This is a genomic window from Slackia equolifaciens (assembly GCF_003725995.1).
Lineage (GTDB): Bacteria > Actinomycetota > Coriobacteriia > Coriobacteriales > Eggerthellaceae > Slackia > Slackia equolifaciens.
Window position 1 is genome coordinate 87,597 of sequence record NZ_QIBX01000007.1, and the last position, 23,653, is coordinate 111,249.

11 protein-coding genes, 1 tRNA gene and 1 pseudogene are annotated in these 23,653 nt (G+C 60.0%); 6 read left to right on the top strand and 7 right to left on the bottom strand.

Translation table 11 applies throughout. The features are described from left to right. Positions 1-127 precede the first annotated feature (127 nt). Both DMP06_RS05495 and DMP06_RS05500 read left to right on the top strand, forming a co-directional pair. Positions 128-4,618: a hypothetical protein gene (locus tag DMP06_RS05495; RefSeq protein WP_123208747.1), complete on the top strand. Its 4,491-nt coding sequence runs from the start codon at positions 128-130 to the stop codon at positions 4,616-4,618. Positions 4,619-4,648: 30 nt separating this feature from the next. Further along, positions 4,649-9,280, top strand: coding sequence for an InlB B-repeat-containing protein (locus DMP06_RS05500; protein ID WP_123208748.1), 4,632 nt, complete (start codon positions 4,649-4,651; stop codon positions 9,278-9,280). Positions 9,281-9,611: 331 nt separating this feature from the next. Here the strand turns inward: DMP06_RS05500 and DMP06_RS05505 are convergent, their stop codons facing one another. Beyond that, entirely contained in the window at positions 9,612-11,000 is a 1,389-nt protein-coding gene (locus DMP06_RS05505; RefSeq protein ID WP_123208749.1) for a sodium:proton antiporter, read from the bottom strand. A 683-nt stretch (positions 11,001-11,683) separates the two neighbouring features. Here DMP06_RS05505 and DMP06_RS05510 point away from each other — a divergent pair. Next, positions 11,684-11,759: transfer RNA gene (locus tag DMP06_RS05510), tRNA-Thr, on the top strand. 128 nt (positions 11,760-11,887) lie between these two features. On the opposite strand, the gene DMP06_RS05515 is transcribed toward DMP06_RS05510, so the two are convergent. The 6 genes from DMP06_RS05515 to ilvA all read right to left on the bottom strand — a co-directional run bounded on the left by DMP06_RS05515 (position 11,888) and on the right by ilvA (position 19,684). Then, complete coding sequence (locus DMP06_RS05515) at positions 11,888-12,385, bottom strand: CarD family transcriptional regulator (protein WP_123208750.1); 498 nt, start codon at positions 12,383-12,385, stop codon at positions 11,888-11,890. Positions 12,386-13,082: 697 nt separating this feature from the next. Continuing rightward, the gene (gene leuB, locus DMP06_RS05520; RefSeq protein WP_123208751.1) at positions 13,083-14,147 is read right to left on the bottom strand and encodes a 3-isopropylmalate dehydrogenase; all 1,065 of its coding nucleotides are present in this window, start codon (positions 14,145-14,147) and stop codon (positions 13,083-13,085) included. Positions 14,148-14,430: 283 nt separating this feature from the next. Then, positions 14,431-14,928 (bottom strand): 3-isopropylmalate dehydratase small subunit, encoded by a 498-nt coding sequence (locus DMP06_RS05525; protein WP_245962396.1) that lies wholly within the window; start codon positions 14,926-14,928, stop codon positions 14,431-14,433. Between the two features lie 188 nt (positions 14,929-15,116). Beyond that, positions 15,117-16,376 carry a 3-isopropylmalate dehydratase large subunit gene (gene leuC, locus DMP06_RS05530; protein WP_123208752.1) on the bottom strand — a complete coding sequence of 420 codons (1,260 nt, stop codon included), beginning with the start codon at positions 16,374-16,376 and terminating at the stop codon, positions 15,117-15,119. A gap of 206 nt (positions 16,377-16,582) precedes the next feature. Next, positions 16,583-18,268, bottom strand: coding sequence for a 2-isopropylmalate synthase (locus tag DMP06_RS05535; protein ID WP_220092540.1), 1,686 nt, complete (start codon positions 18,266-18,268; stop codon positions 16,583-16,585). Positions 18,269-18,472: 204 nt separating this feature from the next. Next, a complete protein-coding gene (gene ilvA, locus DMP06_RS05540; protein WP_123208754.1) occupies positions 18,473-19,684 on the bottom strand; it encodes a threonine ammonia-lyase in 1,212 nt (403 codons plus the stop codon). A 519-nt stretch (positions 19,685-20,203) separates the two neighbouring features. On the opposite strand from ilvA, the gene DMP06_RS05545 reads away from it, so the two are divergent. The 3 genes and pseudogenes from DMP06_RS05545 to DMP06_RS11830 all read left to right on the top strand — a co-directional run bounded on the left by DMP06_RS05545 (position 20,204) and on the right by DMP06_RS11830 (position 23,254). Further along, positions 20,204-20,587, top strand: a complete 384-nt coding sequence (locus DMP06_RS05545) for a RidA family protein (protein WP_123208755.1) — start codon at positions 20,204-20,206, stop codon at positions 20,585-20,587. A gap of 327 nt (positions 20,588-20,914) precedes the next feature. Next, positions 20,915-21,724 (top strand): ABC transporter ATP-binding protein, encoded by an 810-nt coding sequence (locus DMP06_RS05550; RefSeq protein ID WP_245962397.1) that lies wholly within the window; start codon positions 20,915-20,917, stop codon positions 21,722-21,724. Positions 21,725-22,340: 616 nt separating this feature from the next. After that, positions 22,341-23,254 (top strand): annotated as a pseudogene (locus DMP06_RS11830) (C-terminal binding protein). The last annotated feature ends 399 nt before the right edge of the window (positions 23,255-23,653 follow it).

Here is a 23,653-nt window from a genome sequence, read left to right on the forward strand (position 1 = left end):
TCGTTCGCATGGGCGTACACGTACTGTTCGCTTGATTCCGATTACACCCGTTTCGTGCCCGAAACGGGTGTAATTCGTTTCCGTGCTCATAGATATGATGCTGCTTAAGCTTCGAGAAAGGTGAGCTATGGGCGCGAATGAATTGAGCAAGTGGCAGAACGCGAACGAGCGGCCAGAAGGCATCACGCGCCGCACCTTTTTAGCGGGCGGCGGCGCCACGGTGGCATCGATGATGCTTCCTTGTTTAGGCACCTTCGGCGGCAAGGTGGCGTATGCGCAGGAATTCACTGCGGCGGGGGAGGGCGAGAGCGCATCCGAGCCCACCACGCAAATCATCGTCCTCTCTTACAACGAGATAGGGCTCTCCGTCTACGACGTCAACGAAGAGGGAGCCACCGCCCCGGTGCCCAACGCTCGAGTTTCCATTTCCGCCACCGTTAAAGACAAAACACAGACGCTCGAGGCCGTATCCGACGAAAACGGCGCGGTGGTCTTCGACGCATCCAAACTGGGAACCGCTATTGATTTGGGCACCATGGGCAGGTGCTACCGTTTCGAGGGCTCCGTCACCATCACCAAGGAGCATGGCTATCGCAACGTGACCCTCGAAAAGATTCGCGTCGACAGCGGTTCTGCCCTCAAGATTCCCTGTTGCAAGATTCGCGATGCGTCCATCCCGTACTTCGAATCCCTTTCGTTCAATGGATGGGATATGCAGTACGGCGAATGCGAGGTGATTCGCTGCGAAGCGGCTACCGATAAAATCGCGCTTACCGGCACGTTGCACATGGAGGGCGTGGATTCCGTCGAAGTGTCGCTTTGGACGCGCGATCTCGGGGAAGATGGCAAGCGTGCGAGCAGTCCCCTCTTTACCGCCACGGTATCTATGTATGAAGGCGTTGGCCGCCTGAGCAGAAGCGCGTACTATTTGCGTCTTCTCGCACCCACCAAAGACCTTCTGCCGCTTAAAAAGGCCTTTGAGATCCAGGTGACAGCGGGCGATCTTGCCTACGTGTTCCCAGTGAATCTTTCGGTCAAAGAGTCCGACATTCCGCTTTCCACCGGCAATGCCGACATCGTGCCCGGCGTTTCCTATGGTCAAACGGGTTCCGAGCACACCTTGTTCACGCTTCCCGATTCGTTCCCCGCCGTGCTGCGAGGGTCCAGTTTTACTATGTGGGTTCCTACGTTTCCCGTCGATTTCTACATTTCGCCGTTCGGCATCATGTTCTTGGGCATTGGCGTCACGGGCGAAAGAAGCGCGAGCAGCATAAACGGTTTTCGTGAGGCGAGCTTTTCCAACGAAACCAATGCTAGCGTGAAGCAGCAATGGAAGGATCTCAATGACCGGTGGAGTAAAAAGATAGACCAGTATAAAGATATGCGGAAGGGAACCGACCCTGGCAGCTCCAAGGCGTTCGGCCATAAGCTCTCGCCGTCGTTCGGAATCTCCGGTTCGGTCGAGGCCACGCTGTCCGCGGAATGCAACTGGCTTGAATCGGCTGACGCCATAAAGTTCATGGGCAAAGCCGCCGCCATCTTCGATTTGTATATGTTCGTGTCCCTGATTGAGCAGCTCACTATCGGTCCGGTGCCTGTCTTTATTGGAATCAATGTATCCCTCGATGCGCGGCTTTCGTTCTATGCCGCGATCGAGTCTCCCAAGGGCGAGCCGCTCGATATCGACCTCGTTCCCGAGAAAACCGGCATCGCCATTGTCATCAACCTCGAGCTGGCGCTTTCCCTCGGCGTGGGTATCAGCGGCGTACTCAGCGCGTCGCTGCGTGGAGCGGGCAGCCTCTCCATGTATTTTGCCCTGCTTGAAGCTACGGAGGATATCGTGCCTGGCGCTCCTCGCCACGTGGTGATTGGCGCCGGGATCGAGGTGGCCATCGTGCTGCAAGCCCTTGTTTTCAAATGGAGCGGCAAGATTTGGTCTACCGACTGGCCGCGCCTTTATGACAACTGGAAGGCGTCGAGCAACGAGGGCGGGCTTCCTTCCAGCTATCTCTCGAATGACTACGCGTTGGGCACGGATTCCAACGGCGCCGGCGTGTTCGCAAGCGATGCGCTGGTGGACGAGAACGGCGCGGTGAAGCTCGAGGAATTCGGCAAGATCGCCACTATCGTCACATCGTCTGAGCTGCTCAAGAGCAGGGAGGCGGCCGCCAAGGCAACAACGCGCGCCTTTGCCGCGCCCGAGGCCGCAGAGCCGATCAACTTGGGCAACGGTATGTTCGCCATGCCGTTCAACGTCGCTGCGCCCGATGCCTCCGAGGATGCGCTTTCTGAAGGCGAAGACGGCTATGTGTACGAGGACGTGGGCGAAGATCCCCAGGGGGTGTGCACGGGCTTTGCGGATATCGCGAGCATCGCGCCGAGCGGCGGCGTGGTGCCCAGCAAAGACGTGAAGATCATCAGCGCGTCGTTCAGCAATCCGCGCGAGAAGGTCATTACCTACGACGGAATTGTGTACCTGTTCCGCCTCATGAGCGTCGATTACTCCGTGGACGGCACGCATGAGGGCCGCACCCGTCTCTCTGCCCAGATCTACAACGCCGAAACCGGGCGCTGGGGACGTCCAAAGGTTTTGGATATTCCCGTCTCGCTTGCGGGCGTAGACCGCGCCGATATGTTCGACTACGATTTCGATGTGTGCACTCAGACGGAGATGTCGGCCAGCCTGTATCAAGGTATCTACGTGAGCCTTGTGAGCACCGTGCGCGCAAACGGAGATCAGACCACGTTTTTCGATGCGTCTTCCGAATCTATCCTGACGGTTGCCGCTTTCAACCGCGACCTCAAGCGCCTCTGGTCTTCCATGTGGAAGGAAACGCCGGGGTCGACCCCCGCCAATGCCTATACCGTAACATGCCCGCGCATCACCACCATCATGAAGAACGGGAGGCCGCTCCTGGTGGCGCTGGGCTATTTGCAGCATGCCGCCGACAGCCCTATGGAGCTTTTTAGCGACAACGCAACCACCACGTGCCGCGTGGCCGTTCCTCTTTCGAACAACCTGGTGCATACCGCGGGCGTGCCGGTGGACGCGACGGCCAACAGCCTCGAGATCTCCAGCATCGATGTCGACGACCAGGATGAATCGGTAGGTTCGTTCAGCCTGGTTTCCCATTCGCGTAACGGCGTAAGCGTCGCCACGGTCAAGCTGGCAATTAGCAGGGAGCTTCAGGACGCCTCCCCCGAAGAAGAGCTTGATGTCCTGAGCGCTCCCCAGTCCTTTACCTTCTCGGCCGTGCGTAACATCGTCAACGCGGCGGATGTATCCGACATGCGAGCGTGGCCCGGGCATGCATCGTTCCTCTCGCTGGTAAACGGGGAGCTCTACGAAGCGTCATTCGACCCCAGCGTTGAAAAAGGCAGCCTCAGCACGCGGCCCGTGGGCCCCGCATCTGCCAAGATGAGCGCGTTTAAGGTGAGCGACAACGGCAACGTGCTGTTCTTCATGGAAAACAAGGAGGGCAAAAAAGAGCAGTCGTTCGACGAGCACGGCAATCCTATCGATAGCCCCACCGAGAACCGTTATCGCGTTCTTGCGAGCCTGTATGTCGACGGGTTGTTCTCCGAGCCGTTCCCGCTGGCGGGCCTCACCCATCCCATCGACAGCATTGTGGGCGTATCGGGCAGGGATGTGTACACGTTTGTGACGTCTGCCATCACGAGCATGGAAAACAGCACGGCGGATCTGCATTATGTGGAGGTTCCCATCGTGGCCACGGCGTCTATTCTCGGATTTGCCGCCGAGGAGCTGTTCGTGCTGCAGGGAGAGAGCACGACGTTCGACATCGTGCTGCGCAACGACGGCAATGTGATTCTCACGGGCTGCGTCGCCTCGCTTCACGACCAGGAAACGGGCGAGAAGGTGGCCGAATCCACGCTCGCGTTTGCCGCCGAGAACGCGTGCGCGTCGGCGTGGAACCCCGAGCTCGCCACCGAGGTGATCGGGGATGAAATTGCGAACGGGCCGGCGTATTCCGACGATGCCGTGGGGTATTCCGGCGTAGAGGGCTTCCATCGGCTGGCAGACCCCGTTTCGGCGGGCGTGCTGCTTCCTGGAAAAACGTCGCAGTACCGCGTGGAATTCGCCATTCCCAGCGATTGGCACGGCACGAAGAGCGTCTACGCGGTTGTGAGCGATTTTAGCTACGAGACGATTGTGTCCATGGCGCCCGACGGCATGGAGGCATCCCCGATTAGCCATGACCCCGATCACGACGAGCTGCCGGGCGTGAGCATCGACGTGATCAAGCAGCAGTCCGATGTTTTCGACCCCGGGCTGAGCGAGCCGGAAGTGCGCGTGGTCAAGGACGGCGTTGACGTTGGACCGGGCGCGTCCGATGGCGGTCAGGATGGTTCCGATGACGGCCAGGGCGGAGGGTCGAACGGTGCCGGCGGTTCGTCGGGCGACAGCCAGCTTGGCAACTTCGCGCAAACCGGTGACGGTGCCGGCGTGCCCTTCGTTGGTGCGCTTGCCGGCGCCGCCGCGGCAGCATTCGTGGCCTACAGCGCCCGCAGAGCGGCACTGGAGCAAGGCGAATGGGCCGATTCCCCTGTCGGCCTTGGTCAGGGAGAGTCCTGTGACCGCGACAGGGATCGTTAACGACAAGCGTGTACGAGATGGGATGATGTCATGAGTGTGCCAACGATTCTCTTCGGCGAGGGCGCCCGCCCCGCTATCACGCGGTGGGAGCGTCGCATCGCCACCGTGCTGTTCGGGCTGGCCGCCTTGTTTGCGCTTGCCGTTTGTGCGCCTGTCGCGCATGCCGACGATGGGGCGGAGGGCATTGCGGCGGATGGCGCGGCCGTTGTTAATCTCGAACCCGACGGCTACTACAACGCATCGCTTGCCGCAACCCAGACGCTCGTACGCATCAGCGAACCGGGCACCTATGCGATTCTGGGCTCTTCCAGCTTGGTGAGGGTTGTCGTCGCGCCGGACCCGGGCGATGAGATACGGGTGTACCTGGGCAATGGGCTCAACCTTCATCCAAAGTCCAACGCTGCTATCACGGTTGTTTCTGCATACACGAGCACGAGTCAGTCCCACGTGGAGCTCATGCTGCTGCAGGGCGCCAAAGCGTCCCTTTCGAGTGGCGACACGTCTGCCGTCTTGCTGTTGGAGGAGCCCTCGACGGTCACGCCCCCGTCGTCTGAGCCCATGGTTACCATCGGCGCTCAGGACGCGCGGGGCACCCTCACCCTTAAGGCAGGCTCGAAGGCGGGAAGCGCCGGGTCTCCTGCGCTTGCGGTCGACGGCGCTGGCGCCGCGGACATCGCGGGGGGCACCGTCACGGCCACGGGCGCCGGAGACGCCCCGGGCATTGGCAGGGTATACGGCGGCCCCAAGCTTTCGGTCTCCGGCGGCACCGTTACCGCCACAAGCGGCGGCAACGCTCCTGGCATTGGCGTTGTGAGCGGCTCTGCCCAGGTTTCTGTCTCTGGGGGAACCGTGCACGCCAAAGGCGGGAAAGGCGCTCCGGGCATTGGCGGCATCGAGGGTTCCGCCAGCGTTTCCATTACGGGAGGCGCCGTCTACCCCTCGAACGGCTCTATTGATGACGCGCCGCTCATTGGCAGCGTGGAGGGCGATGCCTCCATCTCCATAGCGGGCGGAAAGACCGTTGCGACCGGAGAATACGGCCAGCTCGCTCTTGGCAGCAAGGCGGGCAACGCCCAGGTTTCCATTGCGGGAGGAACCGTGGATGTCGGGTTCGCGGCGTGCGGCAGCGGCCCGGATGGCACGGCAAAGACCATGATCTACGGCGGCTCATACACGGGCTTCACAACAGGCACGGGCGCATCGGCCTCTACTGCCATCAACCGCGCGGGCGTGACCACCTATCGCGTGTTCGCCGGGCTTGAAGGGGCGAAGGCCGGGGTCGGCCTGCGGTCGCTGGAGATTCATGGCGTGAATCCCCCGTATGCATTCAACGATGTCGAGACGTCTCTGATACAGGTGCGTGAAGGCGTGCAAGAAGCCGGCGTCATGCTGTGGTTGCCCGAGGCGGGCGAAGTGGTGGGCGCCGTCGATGGGGAGGGCGTGAGCTACACGGGCGAAATTCATCCGACCAAGCCCTCGTCCGGCCTCGATTACGGCATGCTCGACCAGGAGTGTAACCTTACGCTCGACCCTAATACCGATTATGGGTACGAAGGGGAAGCCAAGGTACGCTTGGGTTCGCGCGAGGTGGTCGTGGAGGAAGAGGTGGAGCCTAACGAAGACGGCCTCACGCTGCTCGGCTTCTTCGACGCACCCGAGGGCGGAACCATGGTCATGGATGCCCAATACCAGCTCGTGTCCGGCGTTGCGGGCTGGACGGATGTTGTGGGCCTATGGGATCGCGCCGACGCCCCCTACACCCTCTACGCGCAGTGGCATCGCGATCCTTATATCGTCGCCTATGATGCGAATGTTCCTGCTACTGCCAGCACCAGGGTTTCGGGTTCTATGGATGCGAGCCACATGGAATACGGCAGGGAAATTTCGCTCGATTCCGTGAGCTATCTGCTGCATGGCTACGAGTTTGCGGGCTGGAACACTCAGCCCGACGGCACGGGAGATGCCTACGACGATGGCGAGGCGGTTTTCAATCTGGCGGAGCCGGGAGAGCGCATTACCCTGTACGCCCAATGGAAACCCTGCTCGTATGAGATCACGTTCCGGCCGGGCGAGGGGACTGGCGAAAGCTATGTCCAGTCGTGCGTTTTCGATGAGGCGTCGGCGCTTGATGCCCTGAAGTTCCAGCCCCCAACGGGCGCGGCGTTTGTCGGATGGCGCGACGAAGACACGGGCGCGCTCTATGCCGATAGGGCATGGGCGAGCAACCTCTGTTCTGTAGACGGCGGCGGCGTTGTGGAAGGCTCTACGCTTGTGGCGCAATGGGCTCACAACGATGTCACCTTGACCCTCACCCACGATAATCGGCCTGTGCAGCTGGGCAATTCCCAAGAAGAGATCGTCCTGATTCCCAAAGATGGCGGCGAGCCCGTTGCGGGGTTTGTCCAAGATACGGCATCGGGCGCCTACGTGCTCGCCGATGTTGCTCCCGGAAACTACGGCATCGATATCAATGCCGTCGACGACAGCGGCGCTGCGCTGTATCCCACCGGCGCGCTCAGTCTGACGGTGGAGGCAGGCAAACCGGCGGTTTTGTCCATCGAGTATTTCACGGCCGCCGTCGAGGCGGGCGGTCCGGGCGTCGGGGCGTGGATGGGCTCGGCGGGCGTGGAAAGCCGCGTGGTGCTCAAGGGGACCGAGGTAACGCTTGGTGCCGCAGCCGACGAGGATAACTTCTATACGTTTGACGGCTGGAGCTGCCGAGGCGTCGAGCCTGCGCAGTGGAGCCCCGACCAAGAGGTTCAAACGGTCACCGTTGAGGGCCCGTTCGTGGCCGTTGCCCATGCTCGCTCCACCGTCTACATGGTGAACTTCGATGCCAACGGCGGCGAGGGCGCGATGGCGCCCCAGCGCATCGCCTGCGGTGACCCAACGGCGCTCAGCCCCAACGCGTTCTCACGCGAGGGCTATGAGTTCACGGGCTGGAACACCCTGCAAGACGGCACGGGCGTGTCGTTTGATGAGGGGCAGGAAGTTGCCGACATCGCAGCGCCGGGAGGAGAGGCTACGCTCTACGCCCAATGGGCTCCGGTGCGCTATGCGGTCGGCTTCGAGGCCAACGCCCCCGCTTCTGCAAGTACGGCGATTTCGGGCGAGATGGGCACGCAGCTGTTTGTCTACGATGCCCCTGCCGCCTTGCCCTCGTGCGCCTATGCGCTTCCGGGCTATTCGTTCGCTGGCTGGAACACCCAGCCCGACGGCAGCGGCGCGACCTACGCCGATGGCCAAGAGGTGCAAAACCTGGCTTCCGACCCCTCGAGCGCCATCACGCTCTATGCCCAGTGGGAGCCGGTTCGCTACACCGTTTCTCTGGACGTAGGGGGCGCCTTGACGGAGCTTGAGGCGGTGTTCGACACCCCGTTCGAGCTGCCGACGTCTGTCGGCGCGCCGAATGGCAAGACGCTCGTGGGCTGGGAGGGGCTTTCGTTCGGTTCGTTCTATGCGAGCGGGGCCACGGTGGTGAACCTCTGCACGGTGCACGGGGATGGCTCCGTTTCGGGCGACACGCTTAGCGCCGTCTTCGTGGAAGAAGGGGCATTCAGTCTTGTCGTCACCAACAACGGCGCGGGCGTCTCGCTTCCCGATGAGCGCGATATCGTGCTGGTGGATGCTGCGGGAGCGCAGTATACGCCGTTTAAGGCCGCCGGATCCGGCGTGTATGTGGCGCAGGGCGTGCAGCCGGGCGAGTATTCCGTGCTGATGGAGGGCTGGAACACCGAAGGCGTGACTGCCCAGGTGGCGGCCGATGGAAGCGGCTTCCTGGCCCTGGAATACTTCTCCGTTGACATAGCCGCCGAGCCCCATGCCGCCGCATGGGCGGAAGATCCCGCAACGGGAGAGCGCAGCCAGTTTGTGGAGCGGCTTCGGGCGAGAGACGCGTTGCGCATCGGGGCTTCGGTCGACGAGGGGTATTCCTTCGAAAGCTGGACGGCCGTAGGCGCTGAGCCCGAGTGGGAAAACGGCGATTCGTCTGCGGCGGAGCAGACCGTGATTGTAAGCGGGCGAGCGCTGCTCGAAGCGCATCCCGTTGCCAACAGGTACAAGGTACTGTTCGACGCCAACGGGGGCGAGGGCTCCATGGAGCCTCAGGATATGGTCTACGATGAGCCCCAGGCGCTTTTTGCCAATGCCTTCGAGCGCGAGGGCTATGAGTTTATCGGCTGGAGCACCGATCCCGAAGGCGGCGATGCGGTCTATTCCGATGGGGAGCGGGTGTCCAATTTGACGGCCGAGCCTAACGGCGAGGTGACGCTGTATGCCCAATGGGATGACACATCCGAACCGGAGCCCGGAACTGATCCCAATCCCGGCATCGATCCCGATGATCCCGATGATTCCGACGAACCGGGAACCGCCCCCGATGGCTCCGTGAGCCCGAATGATCCCGACGCCGGCTCCGATGCGGCCGATGGCCCGAATGCCCCAGGCGGTTCGGGCGGAAACGCCCACTCGGACGAGCGTCCCGGCGCAAGCGAATCGGGCGGTGACTCCGCGAAGCTCGCCGCCACAGGCGACGGTTCGCTGTGCGTGGTCGTGCCGCTTGCGGTTGTTGCCGCAATGGCGGCTGCCGTGGCGGCGAGCGCCGGGCGTGTGCATGTCTTCGGGCGGGCTTCCCATCGCTTGCCAGAGCGGATGGACAAATAAAATAGCCTCTTCGGCGCTGGGCTTGGTTAGTATTTAGCCTTGCCTGGCGTCGAGGGGTTCGGGGCGCTTGCGGCGAGCGGCTGCCCACAGGTCCATCGCGTGCGTCATAAACGCTTCGCTTCTTGGTTCGCCTCGCATTCCTGCCCCTTCGTCTTGGCTTACACCTACAATATGCGGCAGCAGTGCGAAATGTTGCAGTCGTTGTGCATTTTCATCGCTGAACGGCAAAAGGACCCTGCGCAAAAAGCCCGCTCCGAATGGAGCGGGCAAAGGCGAGAGGCGCGATATGTGCGTCGGTACGAGGCTTGCGCGCCGTCGACGCCGCTTTTGCTTACAGGATGAAGAACACCACCGTATCCACGATGAACAGCGGAATCAGGATGGCGCACGACCAGCCCATGTATCCGAAGAACGTGGGCATCTTCACTTTCGCGCGCTCGGCGATGGATTTCACCATGAAGTTGGGTGCGTTGCCGATGTAGGTGTTCGCGCCCATGAATACGGCGCCGGCCGAAACCGCAATGAGCGACTCGATGGCAATCGTGCCTACCGAGGTCTGGATGGCTGCCATGCCGGCTTCCGCTCCAATTGAGCCCGCCGTGGTCATAAACACCAGGTAAGTGGGCGAGTTGTCCAAGAAGCTGGAAAGCGCGCCGGTGGCCCAGAAGAACTCCCACGGCTGATCGATGCCCAGGGCGGCGCCGTTGGCGCGCAGCAGGGCCAGAGCGGGAATCATCGTGATGAAGATGCCTATGAACAGGCGTGCGACCTCGGCGATTGCGCCCCACTCGAAGTTGTTGGACTCGCGATACGGCTTAGGCGTGATCTTCATAGAGATGGCGGCGGCAACCAGGATCAGGCCCACCTGCACGATGTACTCCAGGCCAATGTGGATGTCGCCGAACACATAGAAGCCGTAGGTGAGGCCCGTGGAGGCGTCGGTGAACAGCCCGGATTGCGGGATAGAGCCATTGAGGATGACGGCCACGATGATCAGCGCGATGCAGGCGATGTTGCGCTTGCCCTCGATCTTGATAGGCGTGCGCTCGTCGGCCTCGTCCATGAGCGTCATGGCCTGGGCGCCCTCTTTGCCTTCCTTCTTGATGTAGTGGTGGTCAATCAGCGCGAACACGGCAAGCAGAACCACGGCGTTGAACAGCCACAGCGGCCACAGGTGCTCCAGGGGCCAGAAGAACGGCACACCGCGCAGGTAGCCCAGGAACAGTGGCGGGTCGCCCAGCGGGGTCAGGCAGCCGCCGATGTTGGCCACCGTGAAGATGAAGAACACCACGATGTGCGCTTTGTACTTGCGCCACAGGTTGGCGCGCAGCACCGGGCGGATGAGCGTCATGGCTGCGCCTGTGGTGCCGATGAAGCTGGCGAGTACCATGCCGATTCCCAACATGATCACGTTGTTGCGTGTGGTGCCCACGATGCTGCCCGCGATATGGATGCCGCCTGCGGCCACGTACAGGCCAAACAACAGCACCACAAAGGGGATATAGTCCACAATCACCACTTCGGCGAGCTCATAGGTCGCCTCGCCCACACCGTAAGCAACGGCGAAAGGCACTAAAAACAGCAGCGACCAGAACGCAGCTACGTGCAGCTGGTGTGACTCCCACCATTCGCCTTTGACGATGGGAAAGATTGCGATGGATAGCAGCATGCCCACGAAGGGGATGATGCTCCAAATTGGAAGAGTGGTTCCGATTTCCATAATGCATTCGTTTCAACTCGAGGGCGGCCGTACGGTGCGCGATGCGATTTCGCGTAATAACGTGCGCATATGCAATAGCGTGCGCATATGACACCGAATTTACAAAGTATAGTACGTCGGTGTGCTAGAGCGAGCGCATTTCCGCGAACGAATGTTACAACCTTGTTTCGAGCTGGGAAAACGTCTGCCTATATATGGCGATTCGTCAAAGTGGGGTATTGGCCTTGCGGGCTCCTGCTTGCTGCAGCTTGGAAGTTTTCCGGCTTTTTGCTAAGTGGTAGGTCAGCAGTCTCATCCTCGGAGAAGCTAGCAGTTTGCCTTGGCATAATTCGACTGCCGTACTCTTGGGAAGCTAAACGACTCTGTCTTTGGGAAAGCCGATGGCCCTCTCGGAATGCTCTATTCCTCGATTTTCTGGCATGTGGTGCCCAGGAAATGAAGAATAGAGCTTTATTCGGCTCGTTTGCAGCGGTGGTGGACTGGGCCATGCGGAGAAATCCCAGCTCGCGCATCGCTGCTTTTGCGCATGCCCCTCCTTGGTGCGCGAACAATGCTCTATTCCTGTCGTTTCGGGCAGCACTTGCCGGAGATTGTAGAAATAGAGCATCCTACAAGCTAACTGGGCTTGCGTAAAGTTCGATTCTCGTTTATAGTATGTCCTCGCGTTTTTATGAACGCAGTGCGCCGACGTGGCTCAGTTGGTAGAGCAACGCACTCGTAATGCGTAGGTCACCGGTTCGAGTCCGGTCGTCGGCTCCACGAAATAGCAGGCCAGAAGCCCTCGAGCTTCTGGCCTTTTTCTTTCATGTTCTAAGAACGGTGTTCGCAGATTAATAAAGGCATCCGTCATTTTCGCTTTCGCGATACGGGCGAACGTCGTTTATGCCCTACGCTGTTCGCTCGGCAATAAACTCGTCCAAGTTTTCTTCCTGGATGTCCAATGCGGCGGAAAGCTCGCTTCTGACCTGATGTTCGGCCTGTTCGAGCAGGCGCGTATACATGCTTGAGGGCGTATGGCGTTTTTCTCGCTGCTCCTCGATGCGGGCGCGCATGGTTTTCACCACCTGTGCCGCAGCGGCGCAATCGTTCGTGCGCAGAATTTTGCGGAAATGGTCTTCCACGGCACGTGAATTGTTGTCTCTGTAATCATCGATCGCAATAGTTGCCAGTGAATTGATCAGCTTCAATGCTTCGGCGCGGCTCATGATGGGGCGCATCAGCTCCTCGTGATCGGTGGGCACATATACCGTGCCGCCACGTTTGCGTGTGGGTGTGAGCACATAGTAAGAGCGCTCCACGCCGCCGAATGTCATCGGTGCGTCCACTTGCGAAATGATGCATACGCCGTAATTCGCGTACACCACTTTCTCATCGAGCTGATACATGCCAAACCCCAATCTCTTACGCTGCTGCCTGCGGTCGTGCTTCTGGTTATTGCTCGCGTCCGCCCGATGGCCGCGCCATCGTTCAAGCGGTCCAAGGCGTTCGACAATGTTGGTACGTGCGTACACCGAAATCGGCGAACGTGATCGCTTTCCTGTTTGGTCCGTGCTGGGTGTCGCGGGCGGGATGTGAGCGGTGCGACGCGGCGGCCTGTCGTTTCGGGCGGCCAGCCGAATCGCGGTTGGTGCAGAAATCTGAAATCAGCATACCACGCGTTTTACCCATATTTTACGAAATCCCCATTTTATTCGTAATCACCTGGGAAAACGGCAATAATGCCGGCATCAATGGCACGAAATGCGCCCCTCGGCAAAGCCAATGGGGCGTTTGATGCCTTTCACGTTGACACAAAACGCTGCGCAAGAACGAACCGTATTTGCAATCGGTGCGGAGTGCATGATGGGCGTGGGTGTTCTCGAAAGGCATCGAGCGGTTGCCTGCATGTGGTTGCCAAGGAAAGCACTCGAGCGCAATCGGCAGCCGACGTTATCTGGGTCGCCTTCGGAAGGATGGGAATAACGTAACGTCAAGAGCATTGCCGAAGTAATGCAAAGGGACCCTCGTTTGAGAGCCCCTTCGTTCTGTCAATGAGAGTGTCGGGTTGGGTTCTAAGCCATACGTCCTAGACGGCGGCGGTTCCTAAATCGCTTGCGCAATCAGCGTTCCCATGTCGGAGCATGTCACACGCTTCTCGCCGGGTTTGGCGATGTCGCCCGTGCGATGCCCCGCCTCAAGCACGCTATTCACAGCTGTCTCGATGGCATCGGCTTCGGTGGCCAGGTCAAAGCTGTAGCGCAGCATCATCGCCACGGACAAGATGGTGGCGATGGGGTTGGCCACATTCTGCCCCGCGATATCGGGCGCACTGCCGTGAATGGGCTCGTACATGCCGCGACTCGTTTCGCCCAGGCTCGCGGAGGGCAGCATGCCAATGGAGCCGGTGATGCAGCTCGCTTCGTCAGAGAGGATGTCGCCGAACAGGTTGCCGGTCAGAATCACGTCAAACTGTCCGGGGTTGGTGACAAGCTGCATGGAGGCGTTATCCACATACATGTAGTCAACGGTCACGTCGGGATATTCGGCGGCGATGCGCTCCACCGTCTCACGCCATACGCGACTGGTTTCCAGGACGTTCGCCTTGTCAACGCTGGTCACGTGGTTGCGGCGCTGGCGAGCCATCTGGAATGCGCGATGCGCGATGCGCTCCACCTCGGCCACTGAGTAGTTCATGTCATCATGACCGGTACCATCCTCGTCGCGATGCTTTTCGCCAAAGTACACGTCGCCGGTAAGCTCGCGCACAACAACCAGATCAAGGCCATCTTTGATGCGCTCGGGCTTCAGCGGGCAGGCGTCGGCCAACGGCGCATAGAGCGTGGCGGGGCGCAGGTTGGCGAACAGGCCCAATGCTTTACGGATGCCGAGCAGCGCCTTCTCGGGGCGATTTGCGGGCGGCTGGCTGTCCCACTTCGGGCCGCCCACGGCACCCAGGATAACACTGTCGGAGGCCATGCAGGCGTCCACCGTGGCGCGCGGCAGGCACTCGCCTGTGGCATCGATGGCGGCGCCGCCAATGAGCACCTCGTTGTACACGAACTCGTGGCCGAACTTCTCGCCCACGGCGTCCAGCACCTTGAGCGCTTCGTCCACAATCTCAGGGCCAATGCCGTCGCCCTTCATAACCGCAATGTTGTATTTTGCCATCCTCAATCCTCCATCAGATTACGCGCAGGTCCAATACAGTTCCAACGAAGCCAAGATTGCAGGTCAACCAGGCGTTCGTCCCGCCCTCAGCCTAAACGCGTGTCGGTGTGACGTGCGTCAGCAGGGAGGCGGAGCGGGGAGGGCCCGCTGCGAACACTCTGTTGCTCATTATTGTTCTAAAACGGGCAACAGGAGCTTTCCGCATAGCGAGCCGAAGGCGAGCGGTAGGAAAGCGGGTGTCGCAACGGGCCCTCCCCGCTCCGCCTCCCTGCCATTCGCAAGGCTACACCCCGCGCGCCTTCAGGCTGTTCAACAGCCCATCGTTGTCGATGATCCCCTGGATGAATTCGGGGAAGGGCAGCGCCTGGAAGGTTTGCCCCGTGGTCTCGTCGGTGATGGTGCCGGTTCCAAAGTCGATGGAAACGGTGTCGCCCGCCTGAATGGCCTCGGCGGCCTCCGCGCATTCCAAGATGGGCAGGCCGATGTTGATGGCGTTGCGGTAGAAGATGCGCGCGAAGCTGGCGGCGATCACGCACGCCACGCCGTTGTCCTTGATGACGCGCGGGGCGTGCTCGCGCGAGCTGCCGCAGCCGAAGTTCTTATTGGCAACTATGATGTCGCCCGGCTGCACCTTCTTCACAAATTCGGTGTCGATGTCCTCCATTGCGTGCGTCGCCAGCTCTTTGGGGTCGGCGATGTTCAGGTAGCGCGCGGGAATGATGACATCGGTATCCACGTTGTCGCCGTACTTGAAAACGGCGCCTCTAGCTTGCATTTGCATATCTGTTCCTTCCGTATATGGGAGCCGAGCGGAGGGCGGAGGGCCCTCACGCGCAGTTCCGCACGGTAAACAGGCCGGTGGCCTGTTTAGTTCCTACCTTCTGCGCCCGAGAGGGCGCATTCGGCATGTTCGTGCGAGACAGGACTGTTTGAGCATGAGGACCCTCCGCCCTCCGCTCGCTTACGGTCCTACAAAGTCGCTGGATCGGTGATTACGCCGGTGATGGCGCTCGCCGCTGCCACGGCGGGGCTTGCCAGGTACACCTCGGAATCCACATGGCCCATGCGTCCAACGAAATTGCGGTTCGTTGTGGCAATGGCGCGCTCGCCCGCGGCGAGAATGCCCATGTGGCCTCCCAGGCAAGGCCCGCAGGTGGGCGTGGACATGATGGCGCCGGCCTCGATGAAGATTTCGGCCAGGCCTTCGCGGATACACTGCAGATACACTTCCTGCGTGGCGGGGATCACGATAGTGCGCACGCCGTCGGCAACGTGTTTGCCGCGCATGATTTCGGCGGCTACGCGCATGTCCTCGATGCGGCCGTTGGTGCAGCTGCCAATGACGCTCTGGTCGATTTTGATGCCGGCCAGCTCGGTCACAGGTTTGGTGTTTTCAGGCAAATGGGGCGCTGCGACTGTGGGCGGAATCTCGCTCAGGTCGATATCGATCACGCGGGCGTATTCGGCGTCGGAGTCTGCTTCAAACACGCGCGGCTCGTGCAGCGCGCGATCCTTCTGATAGGCGATGGTGGCTTCATCAACGGGGAAGATGCCGTTTTTCGCGCCTGCTTCGATGGCCATGTTGCAAATGGCGAAGCGGTCGTCCATGGAGAGGCTTGCCACGCCTGGTCCGGAGAACTCCATGCTCTGGTACAGCGCGCCGTCAACGCCAATCATGCCGATGATATACAGGATCACGTCCTTGCCGGAAACCCAGGGGGCCAGCTCGCCGGTCAGATTGAACTTGATGGCCTCGGGAACGCGGAACCACGCTTTGCCCGTAGCAATGCCGGCCGCCACATCGGTAGAGCCCACGCCGGTGGAGAAGGCTCCCAGCGCGCCATAGGTGCAGGTGTGGCTGTCGGCGCCGATTACCAAATCGCCCGAAGCGACAATGCCCTTCTCAGGCAGCAGCGCGTGTTCGACGCCCATGTTTCCCACGTCGTAAAAGTGCACGATGTTATGCTTGTGCGCAAAATCACGGCACTCTTTGCACTGCTCGGCGCTCTTGATGTCTTTGTTTGGGGTGAAATGGTCCATGACCAGGGCAACCTTGGAGCGGTCGAACACCTTGTCCATGTCCGCCTTCACCAGCTCGCGGATTGCCACCGGCCCCGTGATGTCGTTTGCCAAGGCCAGGTCGATATCGGCCTCGATCAGCTGGCCGGGCACCACGGAGTCAAGCCCCGCATGTGCGGCCAAAATCTTCTGTGTTTGGGTCATTCCCATATTTAGTTCCGCCGTTCTATGAAGGGCGGAACGGGCAGCCGCTGCGAACGAATCTGGCGGCCATCTTGCCCTTCAATCGTCGCTCACGTGCAAAGCACGCCTCGCTCCTCTTTCAGGGCAATATGGCTTGCCAGCTTCGCCCTCGCTGACTTTACCTAACCTAAAAGGTAGATCCCGTTCCGCCTGGTTTCCTTACTTACCTAGTATTATTCCTGCGAGCAGGCGCGGTTTACGGCCGAAATCAGAGCCTTGATGGCAGCCGTCACGGTATCGCCGTGCTCGCCAGCGCCCCACACCAGCTTGCCGTCGCTGCCCTCGATGGCCACGTAGGCCATGGCGTGCGCATCGGATCCGGTGCTCAGCGTGTGCTCGGCGTAATCGACGATATGCGCGCGCAGCCCCAGCTTGCCCAGGCCATCGCACACCGAGTCCAGACGTCCGTTGCCGTTGCCGATCACGTCCTGCTCAATGCCGTCCAGCTTCACGGTTACGAACGCCTTGAAAGCCTTGTTGTTGTCGGCGTGCGTGTAATGGAAGTCCAGCAGCTCCACGCGGCCGGGATGGTTCACGTAGCGGCTGTGGAAGATGTCGTTCACCTCGGCGGGCGAGAGCTCCTTGTGAGCATGGTCGGACACGTCCTTGGACGCGTAGCTCAGCTCCTCGCGCATCTTGGGCGGCAGCACGTAGCCATAGTTGGTCTCCAGGATGTAGCCAATGCCACCCTTGCCAGACTGGCTGTTGATGCGAATGACGTCGGTTTCGTACTTGCGGTTGACATCCGCCGGGTCGATGGGCAGATACGGGCAGGTCCAGTGCTCGGGGTCGTGCTCCTTGCGCCACGCGAAGCCCTTGGCGATGGCGTCTTGGTGGCTGCCGGAGAACGCGGCGAACACCAACGAGCCGGCATAGGGGCGACGAGGCTCTACCACCATGCGGGTGGTGCGCTCGTACATCTCCACCAGGCTGGGCATATCGCTGAAGTCGAGCATGGGGTCAACGCCATGGCTGAACATGTTCATTGCGAGCGTGATGATGTCTACGTTGCCGGTGCGTTCGCCGTTGCCGAAGAGCGTACCCTCAACGCGGTCGGCGCCGGCCAGAACGCCCAGCTCGGCATCGGCTACTCCGGTGCCGCGGTCGTTATGCGGGTGCAGCGAGATCTCAACGCCTTCGCGATACTTCAGGTTCTTGTGCATGTATTCCACCTGGCAGGCGTACACATGCGGGCTGCTCATCTCCACGGTGGCGGGCAGGTTGATGATGGCCTTGCGATCGGGCGTGGGCTGCCAGATGCCCAGCACGGCGTTGCATACCTCCAGGGCATACTCGGGTTCGGTGCCGGTGAAGCTTTCGGGGCTGTACTCAAAACGGTAGTTGTCGTTGCCCGCCTCGTCGGTCAGCTGCTTTAGCAGCTTGGCGCCATCAACGGCGATCTGCTTGATCTGCTCGCGGTCGCGCTTGAACACCTGCTCGCGCTGCGCAACGCTGGTGGAGTTGTATACGTGCACCACCACGGGGGTTTTGCAGCCTTCCAGCGCGGCGAAGGTCTTGCGGATGATGTGCTCGCGTGCCTGGGTGAGCACCTGGATAGTAACGTCCTCGGGAATCATGTTTCGCTCGATCAGCGTGCGCGCGAACTCGAACTCGGTCTCGCTGGCAGCGGGAAAACCGATCTCGATCTCCTTGAAGCCAATCTCAACGAGCTTCTCCCACATCTCCAGCTTTTCTTCCAGGCTCATAGGGATGATGAGCGCCTGGTTGCCGTCGCGCAAATCCACGCTGCACCATTTGGGCGCGTGCTCGATGTAGTCCTTCTGCACCCAGTCGTAGCAGGGCTCGGGCGGCATGTAGAATCCAGGCTGGTATTTGGTATGGGTGGGCATTCCTGTCATGAGAGGTACCTCCTTATCAGGCCCGGTCGTGCCGGGCGTTTGCTGGCTGCATGAGAGGCGTCCTCGTGGTAATCCGGTCGTCGTTGCCGCACGAGGCGCCTGCAACGGCCGCTTGGGACGGCCGGGCGACGAAAGGATTTATAAGGCGCAGACCCGTTGGTTCGCGACGTTCGGGCGTTTCCGCTTCGAAGCTCGTGGCGCGACCTACAGGTGCGCCTGGATAAGCTTGGGGCGGAAGCCCCCGGCGGCGAGCGCGTCCACGATTTGATGCTTGTGCTCGGTGCCGTAGGCCTCGATGGTAAGACGCAACTCCACGGCGGCGTTGCGGTTGGTGCTCACGAATTGGTTGTGATCCAGCCTGATCACGTTACCGTTGTTCTCGGCAACGATGGAGGCCACGCGAACCAGCTCGCCGGGGCGATCGGGCAGCAGCGTGGACACCGTGAAGATGCGGTCGCGTTGAATCAGGCCGTGCTGCACCACGGAAGACATGGTGATGACGTCCATGTTGCCGCCGGAGAGGATGGAAACCACTTTTTTGCCCGTGAACGGCAGATGCTTGAGCGCTGCCACAGTGAGCAAGCCCGAGTTCTCCACGATCATCTTGTGGTTCTCCACCATATCCAAGAAGGCCACGATGAGCTCGTCGTCTTCGATGGTGATGATGTCGTCCAGGTTTTCCTGCAAATAGGGGAACAGCTTGTCGCCGGGCTCCTGTACGGCAGTGCCATCGGCGATGGTGTTCACGCTGGGCAGCTTCACCACGTGTCCGGCCTCGAACGATGCCTTGAGGCACGCCGCGCCCGCAGGCTCCACGCCGATGACCTTAATATGGGGGTTCAAAAGTTTTGCCAAGGTGGATACGCCGGTGGCCAGCCCACCGCCTCCAACGGGCACCAGGATATAGTCAACCAGCGGTAGCTCCTGGACGATCTCCATGGTGATGGTGCCCTGGCCGGTGGCAACCGTCAGGTCGTTGAACGGATGGATGAAGGTGTAGCCATGCTCTTCGGCGAGCTCAAGCGCCTTCTCGCATGCCTCGTCATATACGTCGCCGTGCAGCACAACCTCCGCACCGTAGTGCTTGGTGCGCTCCACTTTGATAAGCGGGGTGGTGGTGGGCATGACCACGATGGATTTCGCTCCGCAGCGGGTAGCGGCAAATGCCACACCCTGCGCATGATTGCCCGCCGATGCAGTAATCAGGCCGCGATTGCGCTCTTCGTCGGTCAGCGTGCTGATTTTGTAGTAGGCGCCGCGAACTTTGTATGCGCCGGTGCGCTGCATGTTCTCGGGCTTGAAATACACCTTGTTGCCGGTGGCTTCGCTGAAATGAGGGCTCTCGATAAGCTCGGTCTTCTGGGTCACTTCTTTGACTCGGATTGATGCTTCTTCGAATGTGTCCAGCGTGAGCATATCGTCTCATTCCTTCGTGGTGCACTTTTCCAATTTAGTGTAGTAAAGTAGTATACCTTTTTATCCGGTAATTGGAAGAGACGAAGCGCCGTCTGCCCCAATTGCCGGGACGTATTCAAACGGGTCTGACGGCAAGCGGCTTTGTCGTGCGGCGTGGAAAGCCTCGCGAGTCGTCGTCGATCCTCGCAACGATCGCTGGCTTTTCGTACGCGACGGTCCTGTTAAGAACGCTGCACCAAGCCGTTCGGTCCAACAGACACGTAACTGATACTGTATAAAAACGGCGATGCTCTTTTGGGCGAAGAGGCAATTGTTGCGCTACTTTTAACAAAACAAAGGCCGTCTTGGCGCGCGCGAGGAGTACCATAGCTTCAACCGTGCAGGAGAAGGTAGCCGCGCATGGGCCATCGCGCATTGCGCATCGTCTGTGGCGACTTGCCACGTCTCGCGCATTGCTCACATGGGCTTGTTCCGTCGCTCCGTCTCTCTGCGCAACCATCGCGAGAAAGAGGTGCTGCCATGAAGACCGTATCCACTCCTAACGCTCCTGCCGCCATCGGCCCCTACGTTCAAGGCAATATCGTCGGAGGGCTGCTGTTCGCCTCTGGCCAGATTCCGCTCGACCCCGCGACGGGCGAGATGGTTGGCACCACCATTGAGGAGCAGACCGCTCAGGTCATGAAGAACGTCGGTGCGTTGCTTGAGGCCGCCGGCTCCGATTTCGACCACGTGGTCAAAACCACGTGCTTCCTTGATGACATGGGCGATTTCGCGGCGTTCAACGGCGTGTACGCCCAGGCGTTCGGCGAACATCTGCCCGCTCGCTCCGCTGTTGAAGTGGGCGCGCTTCCCAAGGGCGCGCTTGTCGAGGTCGAGGTCATCGCCGAGGTCATCGCGCAATAGTAGGTTTGGTGCCTCGCGCCGTTGCGGCCCTTTGGCTATGGGGCTTTGCGCATTTCCACGAAGCCTCACGTATTCCCGCGATTCGTTCTCGGGGTTTCTAAGCTTTGCGATATTTGAGCTTGAGCGTCCCGCGCCCCCCCAAAACCCGCAGGACGCTCGGGCGAGCCCATTTGAGGCGCCCCGCGACGCGCACCTATATATAGTTGTTATATAAATGCATAAAGAAGCTATATAAATGCATAAGGAAGCGATGCGCCAGCTCTGTCCGATGCGCATCGCTTCGCTGAACTCCGTGCTTGCCGCTTGAGGGTGGGGCATGGCCTGAAAATGGATAGGTGGAAAAACATGACGGGGCAGCCTCTATTCGAGATGCATGACGTTTCGGTGGTCCGTGCTGGCAGAACGATTCTCCATGTGGACGATTTCGCGCTGGCAGAAGGCGAGCACATTGCTCTTCTCGGCCCCAACGGCGCTGGAAAATCCACCTTCATCCAGCTGTTCACGCGTGAGGTCATGCCGCTGCATCGTGATAATCCGCCCGTGCGTTTTCGTGGCAACCCTCGTCCTACGCTCGCGGATGTCAAATCGTGCGTAGGGGTGGTCAGCGCTACGATGCACGACCAGGTGCGCGTGCACCTTCCCGTCATAGACATCGTGAGCGGCGGCGTGTTCGGAACGCTTGGACTGCCGCGCCACGTCCAGGTTTCCGACGCCGTCATCGTCAAGGCTCGCGAATCGCTTGCGCGTCTCGGCATAGCCGATCTTTCCGACCGCGATGTGATGACGCTTTCCACCGGTCAAGTGCGCCGTGTGCTCGTAGCGCGCGAATTGGTGCACGATCCCGAGGTTCTGGTGTTCGACGAACCGTGCACGGGCCTCGACCCCGAAGGCATGTACCACGTACGCGATGCCATGCGCACGCTTGCCAGCGAAGGCTGCTCGGTGGTGCTCGTTACGCATTATCCCGAAGACATTATTCCTGCCATCGACCGCGTGCTGCTCATCAAAGAGGCGGCTATCATTGCCGATGGCCCCAAAAAGGAGTTGCTGAATAGCCAGGAGATGACGAACCTCTTCGGCGTCCCGCTTGCCGTCGACGAGGCCGATGGCTGGTACAGTATGCGTGGAACGTATTAGCTCCTCTGTCGTCTGCTCTTCGAGGTGTGGCGCTCCTTTTGCCCTGGCGGGTTCGGCGTCTCTTTGCTTTTGTTGTCAGTTTCTTTAAGTATGTCATCCACCTGCACCTCCAATTTTTCCTTTGCTGGCAGTTTTCTGGAGTATGTAATCCAGTTTGAAGTAATTTTGCGGGTTACGACTCATCTTTCGATTGCCTTCTGCGTTGGCGGCTTTCATTGCCCCAGGTCAATCGTCTTTTGGCGAACGGCGCTCGAATGACTCTGCGCCAACCATCCTTCCGTTTCCGAAAATTGACACGAAACCGGATTACATACTTGCAAAAACTGGCGAGATTCAGGTTTATAGGCGGAACGGTGGATTACATACTCCGGATAACTGTCATGGCGAGCCCACTCTGTTGCGCACAAGGTCAAAGGTTTCAATCCGTTAGCCTACTTCGTTTTTCACGTAGGAGGCTTGCTAGCTAATATGGGGCGCAAAGAGAGTGTGAGGCGTATAGCGTGTCGCTGGCAGCACGCAAAGGATCGAAGCGTACGGTAAGGAGTGTCGCATGAGCACGGCAAAGCGTATAGCAATAGTCGATTTCGATTTCCCCGATTCCCTCATCGAGGAGAACATGTGCGCTCGGGCGGGCATTGAGCTCACGGTACATGCAGGTCGCTGCGATGCCGAAGAAGTGGCACGCTACGCCCAAGGCGCCGATGCCCTTATCTCTTCATACGGCGACATCACGTACGAGGCGCTTGCTGCGCTGGCCCCGCGTTTGAAGGTAGTGAGCCGCACGGGCACAGGCGTAGATAATATAGATGTCGACGCTGCCACCGAACTTGGAATCGCAGTGTGCAACGTGCCGGGCTACGGGACCGAGGTGGTGAGCGATCACGCTATCGCGCTTACGCTCGCATGTTTGCGTCGCGTCAATGAGCAAGATGCCGCCGTTCGTCGGGGCGTGTGGGATTACGCGCGCACACGCCCGCTGGGCCAGGTGCGTGGCAGGCGCTTCGGCATCGTGGGCATGGGGCCATCGGCGCCGCGGCTGCACGAAAAGCTGCCGGGTTGGGATTTGAGGTAGTGTGCTATTCGCGTTCGCTTGAGCCGAACTCGACGACGGCAGAGGGATATGCCACACTGCCGCTCGATGAGCTTTTAGCGACCAGTGATGTAATAAGCGTGCATACGGCGCTTACGCCGCAAACGTATCACTTGATAGACGAGCACGCTATTTCTCTCATGAAGCCCAGCGCTATTGTGGTCAACACCTCACGCGGAGCGGTTGTCGATACGATTGCGCTTGCTCGCGCGCTCGAAAATAACGCATTGTGGGGAGCAGGGCTCGACGTGTTCGAGGGCGAGCCGCTTGATCCTGGGCATCCGATAGCGAAGGCGCCGCATACGGTCCTTACGCCCCATGCCGCCTATTGGTCGGAAGAAAGCGGCATCGAGCTTCGTACACGTACCTGCCAAGCCGCAATCGATGTGCTATGTGGCGTGCAGCCCAGAGACTGCCTTAATCCACAAGTGCTGCAATAGCATATATATAGATATATAAGGAGGGTTCCTAGGACGCCGATGGTGGGATTCGGCTGAAGGGATACAAGTTGTGGTGGAGTTCCGCAACGCCGTATGGAGCAAAGAGAAACGCACATCCAAAAAGAAAGTGTTGCAGAGTTGTGGAGACAAAAATTAGTGCTTCACATTCGAAACGACTTCCGTATAATAACAAACCCGCCGCAAGGGCGAGCCGCTTCGAAGCCGAGCAAGGCGCAAGCCAACAGCAAGACTCCGAAGCACCGGCAAGAACAAATCTTCAGATTCCTGAAAAAAGTTCTTGACACCGGGCGGGCGGCGAGGTAATATACTTCCTCGCGCCAGCAGCGAGCCTGCGACGCGAACCCGACCCGGGCGGAGCCCGGGGGCCGGGGGAACCTT